The organism is Stenotrophomonas sp. STEN023 (genome assembly GCF_056760135.1).
In genome coordinates, this window is the sequence record NZ_JBRREF010000003.1 from 13,689 (window position 1) to 35,613 (window position 21,925).

The window sequence follows — 21,925 nt, forward strand, 5'->3', positions numbered from 1 at the left end:
GTCACCCGTCGCAATATCGTTCGCTGATAAGGGCAAGCGCATTTCCCCGCGCTGCAATACGAACCTGTTCCGACCGGAAGCGAGATTGACACTGCAATGCGTTGCGCTTGTTACGCTGGATAAGACCGCATTGGCTGGCAGCGACTGAACCGCTGTAATAGAAAATTCATGCAATGACGACGCAGCAGAAATCCAGCCAACTTTCGTCATGCCAATGTCATGCTGCCGTGCTCGAATCGAGCAGGATGCGTTGTCGCAGGCGCCGCTGCCTGTGCACTGCCGCTCAACTGAGCAGAACCACACCACCAGGCATATTGACTACCTTGGCGCCATACGCGTCCCGAACCAGATCGATGAACGTATCGATGCGTTCGAGCGGAATGCGTGCCTGCACCCTGCGCCGCGGCAGTGCGCCACCGGCAAGCACGATGCGTCCGGTGCGATAGCGGTTTATCTCATCCACCACGTCCTGCAGCGGCTGATCATCGAACAGCAGCCAACCATTGCGCCAGGCATCGATGGCATCGGTAGCAACAGGCGCGACCGAAGCAATACGATCTTCCAGCAAGCGCGCCTGCCAGGCTGCTTCCAGCATCAGCGTGCGTGCCCCGCGCAGCAGCTGCGCACGGCCTGCCAGACAGGTGATACGGACATCCGTGCCGACGCAGCGCACGTTCACCCGTGCTCCGGGTGCTGGCAGCAGGCGCGCGCCAGCGACCGCGATGGTGAAGCCCGGCACTGCATCTGCCTGCAGCGCGAACTGCGCTTCGCCCTCGCTGACCTCGATGCCTGTCGAGCCGTCGGCAGGCCGGTTCATGGTGGTGCGGGCAGCCATGGTCACATCGACATCGGCAATCTTCAGCGTGCGCAGTTCACCGGTGGCGGTGCGGTAGTCGGCCGCCAACGCAGAGAGCTCCGGCCACATGCCCAAGGGTGAACGCACCACCATCCAGCCAGCTGCCGCAGCGGCTGCGCCGCCCAGGAATGCACGGCGGCGCAGATTGACCGCACGCGCAGGACGGCGCCGGCTGCTCGACGGCAGCACAGCGGTGAATGCTGTTCCGACTGGCGCTGGCGACGGCGCGATGACTGGCGCCACCGCCGTCTGCATTGCCGGTGCCAGCGCCACCCACAGGCGTCGTACCTGTGCGAACGCCGCTGCGTGCAGTGGATCACGCGCGCGCCAGCGCCGGAATGCCTCGGCGTCGGCGGCCGTCACCGGCCCGGTCTGCAGCCGCAGCAGCCAATCCTGCGCCTGCGCCTGCAGCTCGACGGGAATGTTCGGAACGCTTGATGTGGTGTTCATATCTTTCATGACGGTTTTCCCGCCCCCGGACCGAAACGCTGTACCAGCGGGCGGTCGAGTCGTCCCGCGCAATGCTGCAGCGCTTTCTTGAGATCCTTGCCAACCATGCGCGAGGAAACCCCGTGCTGGTCGGCAATGCTGTCGATGGGTTGCTGTTCAATGCGTGCGGCAATCAGGATCGCCCGCTGGCGTTCGGGCAGCTCGCGCAGGGCGGCGGCCAATGCCGCCATCTCCGACTGGCTGAAGGCCACCGTCGCCGGATCAAGATGATCGGCGGCTTCATCCATCAGCGCCTCCACCTCGGCACCAGTGAGTACTCGGCTGTGGGCGATGCGCTGATCGGTGGCAGCATTGAGTGCCATCCGGAACAGGTACGCCACCGGGTTGCGCTGCGGCTCGCTGCTGCCCATGCGCTCGACCCGAAGCCAGGTTTCCTGCAGTGCATCCAGCGCAAGGTCATCCGATCCAAGACGCCGTCGCAGACGCTTGCGGAAGCCTTCATAGTGATCCAGGAAGAGACTGCGCAGACCACTCATCAACGGCCCCGGCATGGCGGCGTCGCGCCGGGCGATTCCGGGAGCAGCAGCAAGGTGATCGGCTGCGGGATGTCGGCAGGCAGGCCAGGCAATGGCAGATCGCGCAGGCGCTTCAGGATGGTGCTGTCGCGCTCTGGATTGCCGGTTGATTCCAGCAGCTCAGGTGCGCGGATACGCTGTCCCGCTGCGCCCAGCCAGAAGCGCAGGCTGGCGCGATAACTTCCGGGGCGGGTAAGCGGGTGACCGCACAAGGTCTGCTCCAGCGAGCGCTGGATCACCCGCGCGCCACGGCGGCGATCCGGTTCGGACAGCATCGCCTGCGCAGGCAGGTCCGCAGCCTCCTGCAGGGTGCCATTGCCAATAGATGAAGACGGCACCAGCGTGAACGCACCATTGCCAACGAAGTGCGGTGCCAGTCCGGTCCCGTCCAGTATCCGCTGCAATGCTTCACGCCAACCGTAACGCCCCGATAGCGGGGCCGAGCGCAGCTCGCCCAGCAGGCGGGCATCTATCAGTACCGCCACTCCAGTGATCTCCCCATACAGCCGCAAGGCATCCGGCAGTGACTGGCCCGGCATGTCGAAGGTGTAGCGTTGCTGCTCGTTACCACGCTCGGCATCCATTCCGTCCGCCGCCAACGCAATGGTCGGCAGCCACAGCGTTACCAGCGCCACCAGCGCCCAGCCCAAACAGCGGCGATGACGCCTGCCACGGGCAATCCTGCTCAGCCGTCGGTATCGATCGTGCGTCCGGGTGTCATAAAACTGCATGCAAGACGCGCCAGCATCACAACGCCAAGCAGGTCACAGTAGGCCTGCTTCATTGCAGATCGGTGACAATCATGCAGTTCCCAAAGCATTCAATCGCATGCACGGCTCTGGCCCTGCTATGGGCGTCATCGACGGCTCCCTGGCCTGCATCGGCGCAAACCGGAGTGGCGCCAGGCTGCGTGGAAGTTGAAGTGAACGGCGAGCGGATCCGCGATTACGAATGTTTCAGCAGGCTGCTGAAGCCGGAAGCCGCGAGTCGCGCAGCAACCGTGCCGCAGCTTTCCTCCGAGCAGCGCATCCGCCAGCCGCCTTCGGCGCTCGGGCTCGCCAATCGCGCGGCCACCCAACAGCGCATGGGCAGCGCCTTCGGTGTCTCCACCCAACCGCAGCGACCGCCACCGGTTCCTCCGCCGCCCCGTCCGGGCAATTGATCCAATGCTGCCGCCGGCTCAGTGACGGGACGGCGCATCCACTGCCGGTTGCAGCGATAGGCCAAGGTTCAAGGGCTGGCGCATGTCGGCGGGCGGCGCTGACAGTAACGGCGCGCTGTTCAAAAGCCCGCGCAGATCGGCATCCACCGCAGCGTCACCCAGCGATACAAAGCGGGTGTCGGTGATCCGCCCGCTTTCAGCTATCCACAATGACACCGTCAGTATCGCCGTCGCTGCTTCGCCGCGCCCTGCTAGCCAGGCCTGCAATCGCTCCACGCGCGGGTCATCCACGCGTGCCAGTTGTTGCGCCAACGTCTCGCTGGTCTGGTTGGCATATGCCATCCAATGCGCGGGTACAGCATCGGCAGCGGCAGCGGAGCCTGCCACGGCCAGCCCACCCAACACTCCCCAGCGACTCGCCTGTCGCCACCATTGGCGGACGCGCTGCGGCCACCCTCCTGCATGTTCTGCCATCGCCGCCACGCTGCCTGCACCAAAGAAGAAGACAGGCAACCGCGTAGCAGAATGTACGCAGCAACCACCGGTCCCCGGACGGCAGCCACTATCACCGCAGCACGTGACAGAACGATGGCGACAGCTTGTATCCCCGCAAGCAACGCATCACGTTGCCGTAGCGAACGTGCGGGTCAACCCGCATCTTCGAGCAGGCAGCGCACCAGCTTCTCGAGCAGACGGCTTACCTGCTTGCGGTCGACCTCCGCCCCCACCGCACCGCGCACCATCACGCCGTTGAAGATCGCCGAAATCATGTTCATCCGCAGCTCCACCTCGGCCGCGTCCAGACCCTCCGGCAGGCCGACCCGATTGGACAGCGCCATGAACTCGCCGGTCACCACCTTGTCGGACTGGCGCAGGATGCGGCGGATGGCGGGATTGCGTGCGGCCTCGGCCGCCAGTTCCAGCTGCAGCTCCAGGTAGGCCGGGTCCAGACACCGGTCCACCGAGTCGACCGTCTGCCGGGCCACCCGGGTCGCCAGGCTGCCACCGCTCTCGTCTTCCTGCAGCTTGCGGGCAAGCTCGGAGAGGTTCTGTTCCTCACGCTTGGCGATGGCTTCGACGATCGCTTCCTTGTTCTCGAAGTAGTGGTAGATGTGGCCCGGGCTCATCCCGGCCACCTTCGAGATCTTGGCAATGCTGGTGCCATGGAAGCCATTGCGGCGGAAGCAGGCGCTGGCCGCGTCCAGCACCTGCTGCCGGCGCGCCTCACCCTTTTCCTGGCCTGCTGGAGCGCTGTTGCTCGCATTCATGAAGAACACCCTGGGATGACGTGGTCGGATCTGCACATGACCGCGATGGCGTTGTGTAGTACGATCATTCTAACTAGAACGATCATTCTAATTCTGGTTGACCTCTCGGCGGGCCGCACTGCCTCCGAGCCGAGCACCACGGAGCACGCCCATGACCACCTTGCTGAAAGACATCGCGGTGCTGTTCGACGCCAGCGAATCCGGCCAACAGATCCTGGATACGGCCACCCGGCTTGCCGGTGACCACACCTCGCATCTGATCGGCATCACCGCCCTGGCCCAGCAGCCGGCCACGATGCAGGCTGGTTTTGCCAAAGGCGAAGCATTGCATGAGGTGATCATCCGCCATCAATCGGTGATGGCAGCGCACGCGCTGCAACTCGGCCAGAGTTTGAACAATGCACTGCACCGGCACGCCGTCAGCGGCGAACTGCGGGTGATCTCGCACGCCGAGTCCAGCAGCGAATCGTCACTGCACGCTTTATATTGCGACTTGCTGGTGGTCAGCCATCCGAACATCCCCGCCTCGCCGCTGACCTGGTCAGCGCCACAGATACTGCAGCAATCCGGCATCCCTATCCTGATCGTGCCGCGCGAGTGGGGCGACAGGCCTATCGGAAGAAAAATACTGGTCGCATGGAATGGCACCCGACAGTCACGCCGAGCCATCGCCGATGCCATGCCCATGCTGGTCAGTGCCGCCGAAGTCACGCTGCTGATCATCGATCCGGAACGCAAGGCGGAACTGCATGGCGACGAGCCCGGTGCAGACATGGCCGCCTATCTCGCCAGGCATCACGTGAAGGTGGATCTGCAGCGTGTTACTTCCGAAGGAGTTCCCATCGCCGAAGTGATCGTCGCGCATGCGAAGGCGGCGCGCTGCGACATGGTGGTGTTCGGCGCCTATAGCCGCCCCAAGTTGAGCGAAGCACTGTTTGGCGGCGTGACTCGTACCCTGCTGACGGAGGTACCGGTGCCGCTGTTCGTTTCCCAATAGTTGCAACTCAAAGTGTCTCCGCATCAATCACCGGCATGGCGCACACGCTCCAGCCTGCGTTGGTGCCAAGTGATCTCCTGCTGACTCTCCTTCAGCAGAGATGTCGCCACAGTCTCTCCCCCGACCGTGGCGACCTGCAGTCCACGGACTGTGCGAATGTCGCGATGACGTCCGCGCCGGGGGGCGGCAGAGCCCCGCCTCCCGGCTTTTTACGCACGCATTGCATGGCATGTACCGGCCGGCAACAGCAGGTCACGGCCAGCGCTGGCCGGCGACGCGCATGCTGCTGTCCAACAATCACTTTGCCGAGTTTGGCGGGGAGTGAATCGCCAGTAAATCCATGACGAAGCGTCTCATTTCCGCAAACGCTTCCCGGCTTGCGGACTCGTATGATCGAAGTGCCGATGACATCGCGGCACGACTGCCACCACACAGGCAGCCAGGCGAACTATTCCGTTTGAGTAACCTGCAACAGGAAACAACAATGAACGTCCGCGAACTTCTGCAGTCCAAGAAACAAACCGTCGTCACCATCGATGTGGAAGACACCATCGGTGCCGCCGCGCACAAGATGAGTACGCACAAGATCGCCGCGCTGGTGGTGATGAAAGACGATGCACCGGTGAGCATCATTTCCGAGAAGGACATCGTGCGCACCCTCGCCGAGGATGGCCCGCAGGCGGGACGCCGCGTGATTTCCAGCCTGCCGTCCACCGGACTTGAAGGCATCGCATCCGATGCAAGCCTCAAGCAGGCCATGGCATTGATGACCTACTCGCGTCACCGCCACCTGATGGTGACTGAAGGCTCCAGGCTGGTCGGCATCCTCAGCCTCGGCGACATCGTCAAGAACCTGCTCAGTGATCTGGAACTCGAAAAAGCGGTACTGCAGGACATTTACACCGCAGCACACTGAGCCACCCATCTGCGCTCACGCTGAGCCTGTGCATCACACAATCACAGGCATCGGCTCGGCCACACTTGCGGCACTAGTAAGCGCCGCTTGGCGGCGAATGGTCGCGGCCTTCACCAGCTGGCAGGGCCGCGATCAATCCTTCCATTGCCCATAACCCATCGCTGTAGGCGAGCACTGCCTGACAGCCAAAGGCACCGGTGCCGACAGGTTACTCGCTGGCGACTTCAGTGTGCGTGTACTCCGGCCTGCTCGCCGGCGCGCTGGCCCTGTGCGTGCGCGCGTTTACCCGGGATAGATGCGTCCTAGCTACGGGACTTGTCGGCGGTGCGCCGTCGCCGCTCGAAGGCGCAACGCCCGGCCCTTCCCTCGAGGGCGTGGAGCAGGTACGCCAGTTGAATGGGCGATCTGGCAACCATCCTCCATTGCTTCCCGTGATCGGGTAACACAGCTGCGGCACGCCTCCAGCGCGTATAGGAATCGTCCTATATAAGCAGCCCTGGCTCATTTCTAGAATCCTAGCCACTGATCTTGCACAGCACGATCTCCAACAACGGCAGCGCACTGCGGGCACCCTGTCAGCAGCAATCAGGCTGCATTGAAAACATAAGAGCGTTGGCCCGACCGGGCCGGGAAGGTGGACCTTGAACCGTTTCTTTCATCGCCAGACAACATCGCAGCAATGGAGCCTGCGCAAACGTCTTGTCGGTCTGTCGCTGCTGCTCGCTGCACTGGGCGCGAGTTCGCCAGTGCTGGCGCAGTCCTGCACTGCGGTCGGCAAGTTGCCAGTGGCCCAGGGGAGCTGGTCGGTCGCCGCGGACGGCAGCACCTTCAAGAATGGCTCGATCGTCGCATCAATGGGGGCGACCGCAACTTATTCGATCACCCAGACAAGCATAGGCACGTTTGCCACGGAATTCGTCTTTGGGTCCTCTGTCGATCCTGCAGCCTATGGAACTGTGGCACTGACTGACACACCGGGATTGGGAGCGCGCTTCAAATGGATGTCCTACAGTGCCACCACCGCCCTGACTCCTTCCATGCAATGGCCGATCGCTACCGCACTCTCCAGCTCCAACGGTTACGGTTTGCTGCTAATGGCAAAAGCATCCACAACAACGGCGTACACGATCACCACGCGATACACAGTTGAGCTGGTAGTAATCGATGAAGACACATATAGGGGCGGAAAATTGAACTACAGCGGCAACCACAACTTGTTGGTCGGAAACTCGTTCCAGTCAGGATCAGCGATTCCCGTTTCGTGCGTGAATGGTTTCTTCAACCTGATGAACCTGCTCACTGAATCCGCTCCACCCGACCTGCCCCAGCCGTATCTTCCAACCTGCCGCTTCGACACCAGCACCTTGAACCAGCGGGTGAAGCTGGACGATGTGACCACCGACGATATCGCTGCCGCCGGCTCACCGCGCAGTGCGGGCAGTATCGGCGAGAAAACCTTCAACCTGCGGGCAACGCAGTGCGAGGCAGGCTCGCGCTTCAATGTGTACTTCACGGATGCGACCAACGTCAGCTCGACCGCGGATTACCTGAGCAGCGCCGTCGACAGCCGCAGCCTTGTCGGTATGCGCCTGTATGCCGGCAGCAACACTACGCCGGTGCGCTTTGGACCAGCCCCGGTCGGCAACGCGGTGCCTGCCAACATCGCCGCGCAAGCCGGCCCGACCACGGCCAACCAGGCACTGAACCTGCCGTTCACCGTGCAACATGTACGCATGCCAGGTGTCACCACGGGCGACCTGAGTCCCGGCCTGATGGCCTCCGAGGCCACCGTGACCATCGTCTATCCCTAGGCTTGCCGGCGTCGACCGCCATGCGTGATCGCTGCATCGAGCCAGTGCAGCATGTGCCGCTCGCTCAACTGCGGAACAGACCGTGCTCGGTGCAGAAGCTGACCAGGTCCTGGTTGGAGTCCACGCCAAGCTTGCGCATGGCCGATATCTTCTGGGTACTGACCGTCTTGACGCTGCGGCTGAGGTGCTCGCTGATCTCGCCGACGGTCTGTCCTTCAACGAACAGCCGTATCACCTCGAACTCACGTGGGGTAAGTGAGGCGATGCGCTGTTCGACAGGGTTCTCACTGTCGCCGCGCCGCACCTTCTTGAAGCCTGGCGGGTAGTAGCGCATGCCACGCCGCAGTGTCTGCAAGGCCTGCCCGAGTTCGGACATGTCGTGCTGCTTCAGCACCACACCATTGACACCGGCGTCATACAGCGAGGCCACGATCATGGGATTGGACAACATGGTCAGAACCAGCAGCTTGGTGTCGGCGAACCGCCGCCGCAGGAAGCCGATGAACTGGATGCCGTCGCCGTGCCGCTCGTCGTCCGGCATGTGGTAATCGGTGATGACCACGTCCGGTAGCGAACGCTCCAGCAGCTCCACCAGCTCCGACGGCGACTGCGCGGCAGCCTCGACGACCACGTTCGGGTCGCGCTCGAGCACCTCGCGGATGCCCATCAGCAGCAACGGGTGGTCATCGGCGATAACGATACGCAGCTTCTGCATTTACGGTCCTTCCGTGCCTGGCAATGCCGACTCATGCGGGCAGCAAGTGTCAGGTGCTGGCAAGCAGATTGTCCAGTGCCTGGCAAAGCGTCAGCAGGTCCTCACCGAGGCCAGGCCCCCACGCTTCACGTGATAGACGCTGCTCGGCGTCCTCCAGCGTGACCGCCATCAGCATGCCGCCCACGGTCACCAGCGCGCCGCGCATGCGGTGCAACTTCTGCTTCACCAGCACAGCGTCGGCAGCAGCAATCGCGTCCCGGCAGCGATCTATATCCACGCGCATCGTGGTGCGGAACACCTCCCGGTACTTTTCCGGTACAAGCAACTGCGGCGCGACTTCTTCAACCGGCGCTACTGGCGACTCCACCAGCGCTGGCGGTGAATGCGGCTGCCAACGTTGCAGCAGCCGATGCAGGTGTTGCAGGTCGATGGGCTTGACCAGCCAGGCATCCATCCCGCTGTCCAGGCAATGCTGTTCTTCGTCGCGCATGGCATTGGCGGTAACCCCGACAATCGCGCAGCGTGCCCCCTGGTCACGCAGCGCCCTGGTCAGCTCGAAGCCGTTCATCCGCGGCATGTTGATATCGGTCAGGACCACGTCGTAGGCATGCGCCTTCCACTGCGCCAAGGCCTGCTCGCCGTCACCGGCAACCGTCACCTTGCAGCCCAGCGCCTGCAGCTGGTCATACAGCGTGGCCTGGTTGATGGGATTGTCCTCCGCCACCAGCACATCCAGTCCAAGCCCAGGCAGGCCTGCCCGCTTTGCCGGTAGTGCGGTTGCCGGTCGTTGCTGCTGCCTGCGCTGCAGCTCCAGTCCAATGCTGTGGATGCTGTCGCCCTGCATGTCCGGGCGCGCCGCGTCATCCGAAGGCGATACACGCAAATGGGGACCGTTCCAGCCGGACTGCGTTGCAGGCATCTGCACGTCAAGCAACAAGCGCGCATCAGCAACCGGCAGTGCATCGCCAGCAACCAGCACCTCGACCTCCGCGCCCCAGCCCAGCAGCCAGTCTTGCAGGTGCGCCGACAACTCGGGATGCGGGCTGCGCAGCAGCAGCCGCAGTCCCGACAACTGCGGTACCGGTACCTGCACGGCTTCCGAGACCGCGTCAGCGAGTGTGATCTGGAGCGAGAAGCTGCTACCCAGTCCGGCCTCGCTGACAACGGCCAGCGTGCCGCCCATCAGCCGCGCCAGTCGCTCACAGATCGACAGGCCCAGACCGGTCCCGCGTATCGTGTTCTGGCTCTGGTTGATGTCGTTGAACGGAGTAAACAGCTGGTCGAGCTTGTCGGCCGGCACGCCCACACCGGTATCGGCAACCTGCAATTGCAGTGTGCTTGTCCCGTCCTGGCCGCGATCTACGCGCAGGCGCACGATGACGTGCCCGGCCGGCGTGAACTTGATCGCATTGCTGATCAGGTTGGACAGCACCTGCCGCACCCGCAGCGGATCGCCGATGACAGCTTCCGGTACGTCATGGTCGATCGTGCAGAACAACAGCAGCCCCTTCTGCCGCGCCATCGCCGTATACGTGGTTGTGCATTGCTCGACCAGCTCGCGCGGACTGAACGGTTTGGACTCCACCTGCATCTGACCGGCCTCGATCTTGCTGATATCGAGGATGTCGCTGATCTGCTGCAGCAGCTGCTGGGACGCATCCTGCAGCCGGTTCACATGCTGCGATTGGCGCGCATCGAGCTCGGTAAGCGCCAGCAGCTCCAAGGTACCCAGCAAGCCATACAGCGGCGTGCGTATCTCATGGCTCATCGTCGCCAGGAAGGTGGTCTTGGCCGCATTGGCTTCATCGGCGGCAGTGCGCGCCCGTGCCAGTGCGCGCTGCTCCTCGGCGTGGACGGTGATATCGGTGAAGGCACACAGCAGCACGTCCTGCCCGTGATACCGGGTAGGCACATACGTCATATGCAGGCAGCGCCCGTTGGCCAGTTCAATCTGCTCGATAAGGCCTGCCGAGTCTGCATGCAGCATGCGCTCCCATGCGCTGGCATCCACCGACAAGCCAGTCAGCGGCTGCGACTCACTCAGCTCCAGCCATTGCCGGGCCAATGCGGTGGCAAACACCACACGCCCGTCGTCTGGGCTCAGCAGGCACAAGGCGACCGGCGTGGTCTCGATCAGGTCCCGGTTGAAGGCCTCGCTCTCGATCACCCGTGCCTGCGCCCGACGCGCCGGCTCGATCACCTGCAACCGGTACCAGCGCACGTAGCCAATGCCCCCGAGCACCGCCAGCGCGAACAGCGCCAGTGCAACGACCAGCATCCACAGGTTGTCAGCGAAGAAGCTACCGTAGCCGACCTGGTAGTAGCCAATCCAGTCACCGGAGAGGTCCTGCACACGCAGGCCCAAACCCTGCAGCTGCGGGCGCAGGCCGTCACCATCCAATGCTGGCGGCGGGCCTTGACCCAACACCATGCCCTGCTCGGCGTGCCGCAGCCAGAACCCGGCCTGCACTCCACCATCTTCGGCTGCGGGGAACAGGCGCGCTTCACTGAAGAGCAAGGCCATGTAGGCATTGGAAGCATCATCGGTGATCGCGCTTACCCGCCCGCTGCGGAAACCCGCGTGTGCCACGCCAAGCATCTTCCCCGGCTCACCTGGCAAAGCAAACCAGCGCACGGCGGTGACTGCCGGGACATCAACGGCATTGCCAGCTGCAGCAGCCGGCAGCAGCGGACCTTCGCGCAGCACAACCGCAGTCGCTTGCCGCAGCCAGCCAGGCGAACCCTGCGCTGCTGACTGGCCCGGAACCAATACCGCATTGCTGTCATCGGCATTGAGCACAAGCAACGGCGCTGCCGGAAAACTGGAGAATGCCCAGAACGCCGAATACTGACGGCTCAGGTAAGTGCCGACCGCGGCATACGCTGGACTGATTGCAGGCCCCGGCGTGCCGGGCAGGAAATCGAACGGCTGGCGAACATCAGCTACCAGCTGCTCCGGCAGCCCTTGCTGCTGCGCATTCTGTGCGTGCAACTGCTGCAGGAACTGCTCCTGCTCCAGCAGGTACTCGATGCGCTGGTTGAAATCAGCAGTCAGCTGCGCCCGTGTCTGCTCGATGGCGTGCTGGCCGCCCAGCGCCAGCATGCCTGCCAGCAACAGCGCCAGTACCAGGCTGCCGAAGGTGGCGATGGTCTGGCGGTGCAGCCGCCGCGTGACGTTGATGAAGGAAGAATCGGGCATGTCGGCCTTCAGGCAAGCAAATACCTGTCTGACTCGGATGGTATGCGTTTTGGCCTACAGAAGCTGCCCGAAGTCCGCCGCGGTCAGCGCTGGCGAGAACAGGAAGCCCTGCGCGCGATCGCAGCCCAGCCGTTGCAGGCAGGTCAGGTCGTCCTCGGTCTCCACGCCTTCAGCAGTCACGGTCAGGCCGAGTTCGTGGCCGAGTTCAATCGCCGATGCGAGCACCGCATGCCGTGCCGAGTCACTCCAGGCGCCACTGACGAAGGCGCGATCGATCTTCATTTCGGTAAAAGGCGTGGACAGCAGGTTGTACATCGAGCTGTAACCGCGACCAAAGTCATCCTGCGACAGCCCGAACCCCTTCAAGCGCAAGCGACTGACGCCACGATGGAACAGATCGACGGCATGGATGGGCTCGTCCTCGAGCAGCTCGAAGACAATGTCCGAAGGCGAAACCCCTGCCTGTGCGACCTGCTCAGCCACCAGATCAGGCAGGTCAGCCGTTTCCAGCAAGGGGATCGGCAGGTTGACCGAGAACGGCACGAGGTGACCGCGCGCCTTCCAGGCGAGGTGTGCGGCAAGTCCGTCGCGGAGCATGCACATCAGCAGCTCCTGCTGAAGATTGTGGTGCTGGATGGATGGCAGGAACACCGCGGGCGCAATCAACCCGGACAGCGGATGCTGCCAGCGCGCAAGCACCTCTGCACCGACAACACGCCGGCTGCGTACATCCACCTTGGGCTGGAAGCGGCCATGGATCGCAGCTTGGTCCATCGCCCTTAGCAGCACGGCGGCATCCAGCCGCGGCAGGGTTCTTGGCAAGCGCTCATGCGTTGGCCGAGGCGCTGCCTGCAACAGGTGCTGCTGCAGCTGCAGCGCCTGTGCCTTGGTGAAGGGCTTTGGAAACGCACCAATCACCGTCAGCCCCTTGATCAATGCCATCTGCTCGACGCTCTTGAGGATGCTGTCATCGCAGGAGCTGCAGATCACCAGCGATGGCGCGAGCGGGGTATCGGCAAGCTGGTCGATGAACTGCACGCCGTCACTTCCCGGCATGTCCAGGTCCAGCACGACCAGCTGGTAGCGATGATGCAGCAACTGGGCCATCGCCTCCGCGGCAGAGCCAGCACTATGCACCTCGTGCAGGCCAACCTGGTTCAGCACGGTTTCCACGTGCAGGCACTGCAGCGGATGATCATCAACGATCAGGATGTTGGCGTCAGCGGACATCGGTTTCATTCCCGGTGCGGCGCGCGGCCCGCAGGTGCTCGCGCAGGGTGGACAGGAACAGCGGCTTGACCAGCATGGCATCCATGCCGGCCGACCACCACTGGCCGCATGTATCAGGCAGCACGTCGGCACTCGTGCCAAGGACAAGACCCGAATAGCCGCTGTCGCGTAGCGCCTGCGCAAGCGCGAAGCCGGACATCGACGGCATGTTCAGATCCGTCAGGATGGCATCGAAATCCTGCAGGTCGGCGCGTTGCAGGACATGCTGCCCGCCATCGGCGAGCACCACCTCGCAGCCGAGCATATCCAGCTGCGCTTTGACGATCAGCTGATTGATGGGACTGTCATCCACCACCATCACCCGCATTCCAAGCGTTGCAGCATCCGCACCAGCAGTGCTGTCTTCTGGACCGGTGTCCTGCCCCTGCTGCGCACGCAGCACCGCCCAGCCAGTATCCAGCAAGGCATGCGCCGGTGCGGAAACCACACCACTTGCCGAATCCGCATCCACGCTGGCCGCGACAGGCCGCAGGAACACCTGGCGGAGGTGTCCCTCGGGTGCTTCAAGCGCCGGCGGCCAGGCGTGCAGCAACACCGCATCCACATCCATCTGCTGCATTGCCCCCGTGCACGGCACTGCCCGCGCACCCCAGCGCGTCAGCCATCTGCACAGATTGGCCACCACTTCAGAGGACTGCCCGGCGACATAGACCGGCTTGTCCAGCAATTGCGGATGACGAACCGCGCTGGCGACCATGCTGCTGGCCTTGGGCAGGGCAAGCTCAAGCGAAACCCGGGTACCCAGCCCAGGCTGGCTTACCGCATGCAGGGAGCCGCCCATCAGCACGGCCAGGCGGTTGCTGATGGCAAGGCCGAGGCCGGTGCCCGGAACCTTGCGCGACAACGCATCATTGGCGCGATAGTAAGGCTCGAACAGGTGCTCCATCGCCTCCGGCGCAACGCCTGTACCGGTGTCGCTCACCTGGAAGATCAGCTGCAGCAGACCATCGGCACGCGTGAATGCCTTGACCCGCAGCACCACCTGGCCGGCATCGGTGAACTTGATCGCGTTGCTGACCAGGTTGCCCAGGATCTGCCGGATATGTTGCGCGTCGCCAACCACATCGCCGATCGGCGGCAGATCAGCAACCGCGTAGAGACGCAGGCCCTTGCCCTCGGCACGGGCGATGAAGGATGCGATGACCTCGTCGATCAGCGCCAACAGACAGAAGTCAACGGACTCCAGCACCATGTGCCCGGATTCGATGCGCGACAGGTCCAGCGAATCGTTGACGGTACGCACAAGCACGGCAGCAGAGTGATGCAGCAGCTTGATGTAACGCTGCTGGCGGGCACTGCCTCCGGCCGCCGCCAACAACTCGAGCGTGCCGGTGATGCCGAACAAGGGCGTGCGGATCTCGTGGCTCATCGTGGCCAGGAACTGGGTCTTGGCCTGGCTGGCGCTTTCGGCCATGGTGCGCGCCGCCATCAGCGACGCCTCGGTCTGCTTCTGCAGCGTGATGTCACTCACCACGCAGAGCGATACCGCTTCGCCGCGGTATAGCAGCGGCACGCTGGTAACCTGCACATGACGTCGGTCATCCAGGTCGACATTGGCATGCACCGTGTTGCCGTCCCGGTTGGCGAGCCGGTCGCGCCATTGCGCGTCATGGTCCATCCAGCGTCGTGCCAGCGCATTCCCGCGCAACACCTCACCGTCACCGCTACTCACCAAGGCCAGACCTACCGGCGCGGTGGCAATCAGTGTGCGATTCAGCTCGACGCTGTCCAGCAATGCGCGGTACTGACGCTGCGCCGGCAACAGGAAGATGCGCCGCGCTGCGTACGCGGCGGAGGCCACCAGCGCAATGAACAACAGCTCCAGCCCCAGCGTGCGTAGCAGCACGCCCCGTGCATCGGTCAGCATTCGCTGTACGGGAAGCGAGTACACCACCCGCAGGCCGCCACTGCCGATGGACTTGCTGAGCACGATGTCGTGCGGCAGACGGTTTGCGTTGCGCAGGCCGAAGTAGTCGTCCTGCAGGCCGGCCAGATACGCCGGTGCATCGGCACTGCGCAGGACCACGCTGCCATGGCTGTCGAGCAGCGTGTAGCTGCTGCCCGGCATGTCCGGCAGCTGCAACGCCTGCTGCAGGTTGCCCAGCTCGAGCCCGATCCAACCGTTGTCCACATTGCTCCGGTCAACCGGCGCCCACACCGCCAGCAGCGATGCATCACCACCCGGCTGGTGCAGCCAGGTCACCGGGCGATGCAGGTGATCGGGCAATGGCATCGTTTCCATTGCCACCGGGATGTGGTCCTGCGGCAGCGATGTCCACACAAAGCCGCCGTCGGCAGCATGCTCAAGCATGTGACTGCGCAATGGCGTAACCGAGGTGTGGATCAGCCGCGCGTCGGCCAACGCCAGCCCGGCCAGCATGCGCGGCGTCAGCGCCAGCTGCCAGGCAGGGTCGCCATCCGGTGCCGGTAGGTTGATTGCCTCAAGCCGCGGCGCCGGGTCGTCGACATGCACCGAATGCGTGGGCAGGTTCTCATCGTGCACCGCCGTGGCAGCGAGCGCTCGTAACAGCGCCTCGCGCTGATCCAGGAACAGCTGCGCCCTGTAAGCACCATCATTGAGATGGCGCCGGTGCTCGGAAACGGCATTCGTCCATGTCGAGTACAGATGGGCGGATGCCGCCATCAAGGAGCAGGCGATCAAGGCCACGGCAGATACCCACAACAGGATGCCGGAAACGCGGCGCGGTGCCTCTACCTGCAACAGCTTGGATGCGTATGAATTCTTCATGCACCCAGCCTAGAAGTGCGGCTTCTGGCGATGGGTAGGACAAATCCTAAATCGAGGCTTATCGGGCGCTTTTTCCAGTTTAGGAATCGTCCTAAACATCTTGGATGGGGCGGTTCCTAGACTTTGCATCGTGCTTGAAGAACGGCACTCGCGGCCACGCCACGGCAAAAGCATCAGTCCGCCGATACGCAGCCGCACCCCATCCATCCAAGAGGATTTGATCATGAAGAAGTTGTTTATTGGCCTTGCAGCTCTCTCCGCCTTTGCCGCCGGCAGCGCACAGGCCGCCATTGGCGCGCAGGGTGACATCACCTTCACCGGCGCCGTCAATAACGACAGCTGCGTGGTGACCGGTGCCGGTGCCACCAACGCCGGCAAGAACCTGCTGGTGGACATGGGTACCGTGTCGGCCAACTCGCTCGGCACCGAAGCCAACCCGATCATCGGCGCCACCGGCATGACCGCCATAGAGAAAGCCATCGACCTGAAGGTCGAGTGCCTGTCAGGCACCAAGGTGGAGTTGAAGCTCAGCCCGCAGGCCCGTTCGGGCAAGGGCATCGCAACCACCGGTGGCGCCTCCAACGTGCAGATCATGTTGGTCAGCAACAACGAAGTGCTGGACTTCACTGCTGGCAGCGCCACCCTGGAGTCTCCGTTCGACGGCAACAGTGTGGTGATTCCGCTGAAGGCGTATTACACGCTGCAGGCCGGCAAGGCCGCCACCGACGTGGTACCGGGTGAAGCCAACGCCACCGTTGCCTACGAACTGTCCTACGACTAAGTCCGCGCAACCGCCGTCCCGCCCTGGCAGCTCCCCCTGCCAGGGCACCTCACAGCCTCCAGGAGCACGCATGAACACCCATTCGATACTCAGGAATGCCTGCCTCGTCTGCCTGTCGGCAATGGCGCTGGCAACTGGCGGCCAGGCCCAGGCATCCATCGCATTGAGCGGCACGCGCATGGTCCTGCAGGAGAAGCAGCAGGAAGCCAGCATCGTGGTGCGCAATGGCGATTCGCCGGTATTGATCCAGTCCTGGCTGGAGACCAACTCAGCCAACGACAGCGATGACCTGCCGTTCGCGGTGACTCCGCCGGTGGCGAAGATGGCAGCCAATGGCCAGCAGTTGCTGCGGGTGATGTATGCCGGCAGCGGCAGCGATCTGCCGCGTGGACAGGAGTCGGTGATGTGGCTCAATGTGCAGGAAGTTCCGCTGAGTACCCAAGCCGAGAACCAGCTGCAGATCGCCGTTCGCCAGCGCATCAAGGTGTTCTTCCGTCCGACCGGGCTCAGTGGCAACGCCGCCGAAGCGCCAGCCGCGGTTCGCTGGTCCGCCGTGCGCAACGACCGGGGCGCGTTGTTGACGCTCTCCAATCCCAGTGCCTACCACGTTTCTTTCAGCGAATTGAGCGATGCCAATGGCCGCGAGCTGCCGAGCCCCGGCATGCTCGCGCCTGGCCAGGTGCTCGAACTGCAGCTCGGCAACATTGCGGTGGATGCCACGCTTGGATTCCGCACCATCAATGATTACGGCGGCGCCGATGCCTACCGTGTGCGCCTGTCGGGAACCAACCAGGTAAGCGGCGCTGCCGCCGACAGCAAGCGCTGACGCCCGCCGCCACCGGCGGCAATGCCCTCTTCTCCTTTCACGCAGTGCCGAAGCACGGCGGGCGGGCGCGTGCCCGTCGCCCGCGTCGTCACCATCGAACGGTTGCAGGACCATGTATCAGCACAGCCCCGCGAATGCCAAGACCCATCATGGACGCCGGACCTCGCAGAGCCTGCTGAAGGCTTTGTGTGCCTGCCTGCTGCCTTGCGCAGCCCTGTGGTTCTGCACCCCGGCACACGCTGGCGAGAAGCCCAACGCGGTGCTGGAGCAGGCGCTGCGTCGGGCGGTGGCCGAGAGTGCAACCCGCCCGATTGCCGCAGGCGTTGCAGCGGACGAGATCACGACCGAGCTGGAATCCCTGTATGCCGACAGCCTGCAGAATCCGCAGCGCTTGGCCGTTGCCTCGGGTGACGCCTCAGGCAGCTTCAACATGGCCTTCCTGCACGGCGTCGAGTCGAGCATGGACCTGCAGGCACTGTTGGGTTCCAGCGGCGTGGCCGAAGGCAGGCAACGCGTGGACGTGTATGTGAACCGTTCGCTGGTAGGCCGACGCGACGTGCTGTTCTCCGTTGACCCGCGTAGCGGCGAGGCCGAAGCGTGCTTCAATCTGGCCATGCTGACCCAGCTTGGCGTGGATCCGGCGCGTTTGCCGCAGCTTCCGGATGCGGGAGCAGACTGCCTGCGCCTGGCTGATGTGGTGCCGCAGGCCAGCCTGCGCTACGACACCAGCCAGCTGCGCCTGGACATCGGCCTGCCGCAGCTCTATCTGGCACCGGCACGGCGCGGCTACGTCGATCCTTCCCTATGGGACAACGGCGTCAATGCCGCCTTCCTGGACTACAGCATCCACGGCCGCCAGGACCGCGTGAGCGGCCTGGGCGCTGTGCGCGATGCCAGCGTCAGCATGCGCATGGGCGTCAATGCCGGGGCGTGGCGCCTGCGCAACGATTCGGTCCTCGCCACCGGCAATCGCCGCGACACCGAGTTCAGCAGCCAGAACACCTATCTGCAGCGCGATGTCGCGCCGCTGCGCAGCCAGCTGGTACTCGGCCAGGCCTATACCTACTCGCCGCTGTTCGACAGCGTGCGCTTCCTCGGCGCGCGGATAGGCTCCGACGAAGCCATGCGTCCAGACGATGAGCAGGGCTATGCACCGGTCATCCGCGGCAACGCCGAGACCAATGCGACGCTGGAGATCCGCCAGAACGGCTACCTGATCCACACCAGCAGCGTCGCACCCGGCCCGTTCGAGATCCGCGATCTGGCCCCGTCCGGTGCCAATGGCGATCTGGAGATCAGCGTGATCGAGGCTGACGGCAGCCGTCGTGTCAGCCGCCAGGCATTCTCGGCTGCGCCACTGATGGTGCGCCAGGGCCGCATCAAGTACGACGCTGCGGCCGGACAGGTGCGCCTGCACGACCAGCAGCGCAATGCCCCTGCATTTGCCAATGGCTCGATGCTGTACGGCATCGGCACCAATGCCACGCTGGCCAGCGGCATGCAGCTGGCCGACGACTTCCAGGCGTACTCACTGGGCGTGGGCTTGAATACACGCGTGGGTGCGCTGTCACTCAACGGCACGCATTCCAGCAGCCGCATCAACGACGCCCAGCTTGATGGCCAACGCGTCGAATTGCGCTATGCCGGTTTCATCGAAAGCACCGGCAGCAACTTCTCGCTCAACTGGCAGCGTGACCTGAGCCAGGGCTACCGCACGCTTGCCGAGCATGCACTGCAGCGCGAGCGCGAGCCCGTCAACGACAGCTTCTTTGCGTCCAATGCCTCCAGCCGACAACGGCTCGACGCCTACCTCACCCAGCCGGTCGGCGATGCCAGCTTCTATCTGAGCGGCTCGCTCGGCCGCAACTGGGACGGCACCTCGTCACGCAGTGTGTCGCTGGGCCATGGCAACCGCATTGGCAACGCCACCTACAATCTGTCCTACACACATTCGCGCAACCTGTTCGCCACCGGCGCAGTCGCCTCACGCAGCGATGACACGTTGATGCTCAGCGTCAGCCTGCCGCTGGGCAAGCAGCCTCGTGCGCCGCAGGCACGCGCGTCAGCTGGCCATCACGGCGGCAGCAGCGTGCAGGCCGGTGTCTCCGGCTTGCTGCCCGGCAGCGAGCGCGACATCAGCTACAACGCCACGGCCGGCCGTGACAGTCAGGGCCAAAGCAATGCCGCAGTGTCACTGGGCGCGACAACCGCTGTCGCGCGGGTCAACGCAACTTACAGCCATGGCAGCAACACCGATTCGATGAGCCTGTCCGCGGCAGGCTCGATGGTTGCACATGGCGGTGGTATCAACCTGGGCCAGTCATTGAGTGAAACCTTCATGCTGGCGCATGTACAGCCCTCCGTGGCCGGCGTTGGCATCAGCAGCTTCGCCGGCGTCAAGACGGGGCGCAACGGTTACGCGGTGATACCCAGCGCAACGCCCTACCGGGGTAACTGGGTTGGCCTGGACGCACGCGCCGCCGGTGCCGATGTCGATGTGGACACCGCCATGCAGCAGCTGGTGCCCAGCCGTGGCGCTGCGGTACTGGCGCGCTTCAAGGCCGACACCGGCCGCCGCGTACAGTTTGAGCTGCAGCAGGCCGATGGCAGCCCGATGCCGTTCGGTGCGGTGGTCGATGGCAGCGACGGCGAGCGCCTGGGTATCACCGACCCGCGTGGCCGCCTGCTGCTGATGCTCGCCGCCGAACAGATCAACGGCAGTGTCAACGTGCAGTGGGATGGCTATAGCTGCAGCGCCAGCTATGCGGTACCTGAGCGCGCTGCTGGCCAGAACTACCAGCGCCTTCCGCTGCGCTGCGATGGCACGGGGATGTAAGGCGGCATACGCGATTCACGCCGATCACCGTCAACACGCTTGCAACGCAGAAGCCCACGTTGCTGTGGGCTTCTGCGGTCTACCCGGATACCTGCCTCAGCTTGAACGCAGCCGATCCGGCCACCTCATTTCGGTGCGCGCTTGGCCAGCTCGATCAGCATCCGCGACGCCAGGTACAGGCGCGGCGGGATCGAGTCGATCTCGATGTACTCGTTGCGTGCGTGGTAACCCCAACCTGCAAGACCAAGGCCTTCCAGCACTGCAGCGTGACCGGAGCGACCGGCAAAGCCGGCATCGGTGCCGCCATTGGTGGTGGGATGCATCAGCAGCTTGCGGCCATCCAGCTCGGCGTAGATATCCTGCGCAAGATCCGCCAAAGCGCGGCCACGTTCTCCCGCCACATAGATCGGGCGCAGCGGCTCCAGCGTCACCGTGGTGGTGGTATCCGGCACCACCTGGCTTTCCTTGACCTTGGCCTGCAGCGCTGCCAGCAAGTTGGCATTGCTGTCGGCCTGCATCACCCGCGCGTCACCACCGACTTCCGCACGTTCCGGAATCTGGTTGCGTGCGGTACCGGCGTTGGCCGTGGTCCAGTTGAGCTGCGCGCCGGGCACCCCGGCGGCCACGTCCTTGGTCTGGATGATCTGATGGGCCAGCTCGACCAGTGCGTTGCGGCCCTGCTCGGGTGCCGCACCGGCGTGTGCGGACAGGCCCTGCACCGACATCCGCACCTGCGAGGTGCCGGCGGCGCTGAGCAGTACACCTTCGCTTTCGATCACCGCCTTGGCCGGCGAGGGCTCGAATGACAGCACCACGTCGTGCTCGTCCGCCAGCCTGGCAATGGTTTCGCCCGAGCCCGGCGAGCCGATTTCCTCATCCGGGTTGAACAGCACGGTGACCGTCGCGTAATCATTCCAACCACGCGCCTTGAGCAGGGCCAGCGAATGCAGGATCACCGCGATGCCGCCCTTGTCATCAGCGATACCCGGGCCGTATAGCAGATTGCCCTTCTGGTGGAAGGGTTCCTTCTCAAGGATGCCGCGGTCATAAACCGTATCGGCATGGGCGATCAGCATCACCTTCAACTTGCCGGTGCCGGTGAAGCTGCCGCGCACCAGATCCGGTCCGCCGGTGGCCGAAGCAACCCGCTCGACCTTGGCATCCAGGGCGCGTAGTCGCTTGTCCAGATAGTCCATCAGTTTGGCGACACCTTCGTGATCGGTAGAACCCGACTCCACCGTCACCAGCTCGCGCAGTGTCTCGATCACCGCCGGTTGCTGGGCCGTGGCCGCTGCCTGCAGCTGCGCATCCAACTGCGCCGCCTGCGCCTGCGCTGCGAAAGAACCTGCAGCCAGTAATCCGCTGAAAATCGCCGTGCGTGAAATGCTCATGGCCTGCTCCTATGGTTGCCGCCGTAGCCTATCAGCGCCACGGCGGCAATGGGGAGCACGGGCGCACAGGAACCCGCCATCCGCTGCAGCCACGACTTCGCAT

At 63.9% G+C, this 21,925-nt stretch carries 17 protein-coding genes; 7 read left to right on the top strand and 10 right to left on the bottom strand.

The genetic code is table 11. The features are described from left to right. Positions 1–283: 283 nt before the first annotated feature. From ACVOLV_RS01000 to ACVOLV_RS01010, 3 genes are read right to left on the bottom strand one after another with little or no spacing between them, the layout of a single operon-like run. Positions 284–1,315, bottom strand: coding sequence for a FecR family protein (locus ACVOLV_RS01000; RefSeq protein WP_481552754.1), 1,032 nt, complete (start codon positions 1,313–1,315; stop codon positions 284–286). Next, positions 1,312–1,842, bottom strand: coding sequence for an RNA polymerase sigma factor (locus tag ACVOLV_RS01005; RefSeq protein WP_481552755.1), 531 nt, complete (start codon positions 1,840–1,842; stop codon positions 1,312–1,314). Before ACVOLV_RS01005 ends, ACVOLV_RS01000 begins: the two co-directional genes overlap by 4 nt. Continuing rightward, positions 1,842–2,612: an STN domain-containing protein gene (locus tag ACVOLV_RS01010; protein ID WP_481552756.1), complete on the bottom strand. Its 771-nt coding sequence runs from the start codon at positions 2,610–2,612 to the stop codon at positions 1,842–1,844. Before ACVOLV_RS01010 ends, ACVOLV_RS01005 begins: the two co-directional genes overlap by 1 nt. Before the next feature lie 179 nt (positions 2,613–2,791). Between ACVOLV_RS01010 and ACVOLV_RS01015 the strand changes: the two genes are divergently transcribed. Then, positions 2,792–3,043 carry a hypothetical protein gene (locus ACVOLV_RS01015; protein ID WP_481552757.1) on the top strand — a complete coding sequence of 84 codons (252 nt, stop codon included), beginning with the start codon at positions 2,792–2,794 and terminating at the stop codon, positions 3,041–3,043. 18 nt (positions 3,044–3,061) lie between these two features. On the opposite strand, the gene ACVOLV_RS01020 is transcribed toward ACVOLV_RS01015, so the two are convergent. Both ACVOLV_RS01020 and ACVOLV_RS01025 read right to left on the bottom strand, forming a co-directional pair. Further along, a complete protein-coding gene (locus ACVOLV_RS01020) occupies positions 3,062–3,430 on the bottom strand; it encodes a hypothetical protein (protein WP_481552758.1) in 369 nt (122 codons plus the stop codon). A gap of 260 nt (positions 3,431–3,690) precedes the next feature. Next, the gene (locus ACVOLV_RS01025; protein WP_481552759.1) at positions 3,691–4,311 is read right to left on the bottom strand and encodes a TetR/AcrR family transcriptional regulator; all 621 of its coding nucleotides are present in this window, start codon (positions 4,309–4,311) and stop codon (positions 3,691–3,693) included. 151 nt (positions 4,312–4,462) lie between these two features. Here ACVOLV_RS01025 and ACVOLV_RS01030 point away from each other — a divergent pair, with 151 nt between their 5' ends. From ACVOLV_RS01030 to ACVOLV_RS01040, 3 genes are all read left to right on the top strand, one after another. After that, positions 4,463–5,308, top strand: a complete 846-nt coding sequence (locus ACVOLV_RS01030; protein WP_481552760.1) for a universal stress protein — start codon at positions 4,463–4,465, stop codon at positions 5,306–5,308. Between the two features lie 484 nt (positions 5,309–5,792). Then, positions 5,793–6,224, top strand: a complete 432-nt coding sequence (locus ACVOLV_RS01035; protein WP_481552761.1) for a CBS domain-containing protein — start codon at positions 5,793–5,795, stop codon at positions 6,222–6,224. 641 nt (positions 6,225–6,865) lie between these two features. Further along, complete coding sequence (locus ACVOLV_RS01040) at positions 6,866–8,035, top strand: fimbrial protein (protein WP_481552762.1); 1,170 nt, start codon at positions 6,866–6,868, stop codon at positions 8,033–8,035. Between the two features lie 64 nt (positions 8,036–8,099). Here the strand turns inward: ACVOLV_RS01040 and ACVOLV_RS01045 are convergent, their stop codons facing one another. The 4 genes from ACVOLV_RS01045 to ACVOLV_RS01060 are packed head-to-tail and all read right to left on the bottom strand — an operon-like array spanning position 8,100 to position 15,988. Continuing rightward, positions 8,100–8,750, bottom strand: a complete 651-nt coding sequence (locus tag ACVOLV_RS01045; RefSeq protein ID WP_481552763.1) for a response regulator — start codon at positions 8,748–8,750, stop codon at positions 8,100–8,102. Positions 8,751–8,799: 49 nt separating this feature from the next. After that, entirely contained in the window at positions 8,800–11,949 is a 3,150-nt protein-coding gene (locus ACVOLV_RS01050; protein ID WP_481552764.1) for a hybrid sensor histidine kinase/response regulator, read from the bottom strand. A gap of 54 nt (positions 11,950–12,003) precedes the next feature. Then, entirely contained in the window at positions 12,004–13,179 is a 1,176-nt protein-coding gene (locus tag ACVOLV_RS01055) for an EAL domain-containing response regulator (protein WP_481552765.1), read from the bottom strand. After that, positions 13,169–15,988, bottom strand: a complete 2,820-nt coding sequence (locus tag ACVOLV_RS01060) for an ATP-binding protein (RefSeq protein WP_481552766.1) — start codon at positions 15,986–15,988, stop codon at positions 13,169–13,171. The genes ACVOLV_RS01055 and ACVOLV_RS01060 overlap by 11 nt, the downstream gene beginning before the upstream one ends. Positions 15,989–16,211: 223 nt before the next feature. Here ACVOLV_RS01060 and ACVOLV_RS01065 point away from each other — a divergent pair, with 223 nt between their 5' ends. The 3 genes from ACVOLV_RS01065 to ACVOLV_RS01075 all read left to right on the top strand — a co-directional run bounded on the left by ACVOLV_RS01065 (position 16,212) and on the right by ACVOLV_RS01075 (position 20,431). Further along, entirely contained in the window at positions 16,212–16,769 is a 558-nt protein-coding gene (locus ACVOLV_RS01065) for a fimbrial protein (RefSeq protein ID WP_481552767.1), read from the top strand. A gap of 70 nt (positions 16,770–16,839) precedes the next feature. Then, positions 16,840–17,595 (top strand): fimbrial biogenesis chaperone, encoded by a 756-nt coding sequence (locus ACVOLV_RS01070; RefSeq protein ID WP_481552768.1) that lies wholly within the window; start codon positions 16,840–16,842, stop codon positions 17,593–17,595. Between the two features lie 112 nt (positions 17,596–17,707). Next, positions 17,708–20,431, top strand: a complete 2,724-nt coding sequence (locus tag ACVOLV_RS01075; RefSeq protein WP_481552769.1) for a fimbria/pilus outer membrane usher protein — start codon at positions 17,708–17,710, stop codon at positions 20,429–20,431. Positions 20,432–20,556: 125 nt separating this feature from the next. Here the strand turns inward: ACVOLV_RS01075 and ACVOLV_RS01080 are convergent, their stop codons facing one another. Continuing rightward, on the bottom strand, positions 20,557–21,822 hold the full coding sequence (locus ACVOLV_RS01080; protein ID WP_481552770.1) for a glutamate carboxypeptidase: 1,266 nt from the start codon (positions 21,820–21,822) through the stop codon (positions 20,557–20,559). Positions 21,823–21,925 lie beyond the last annotated feature (103 nt).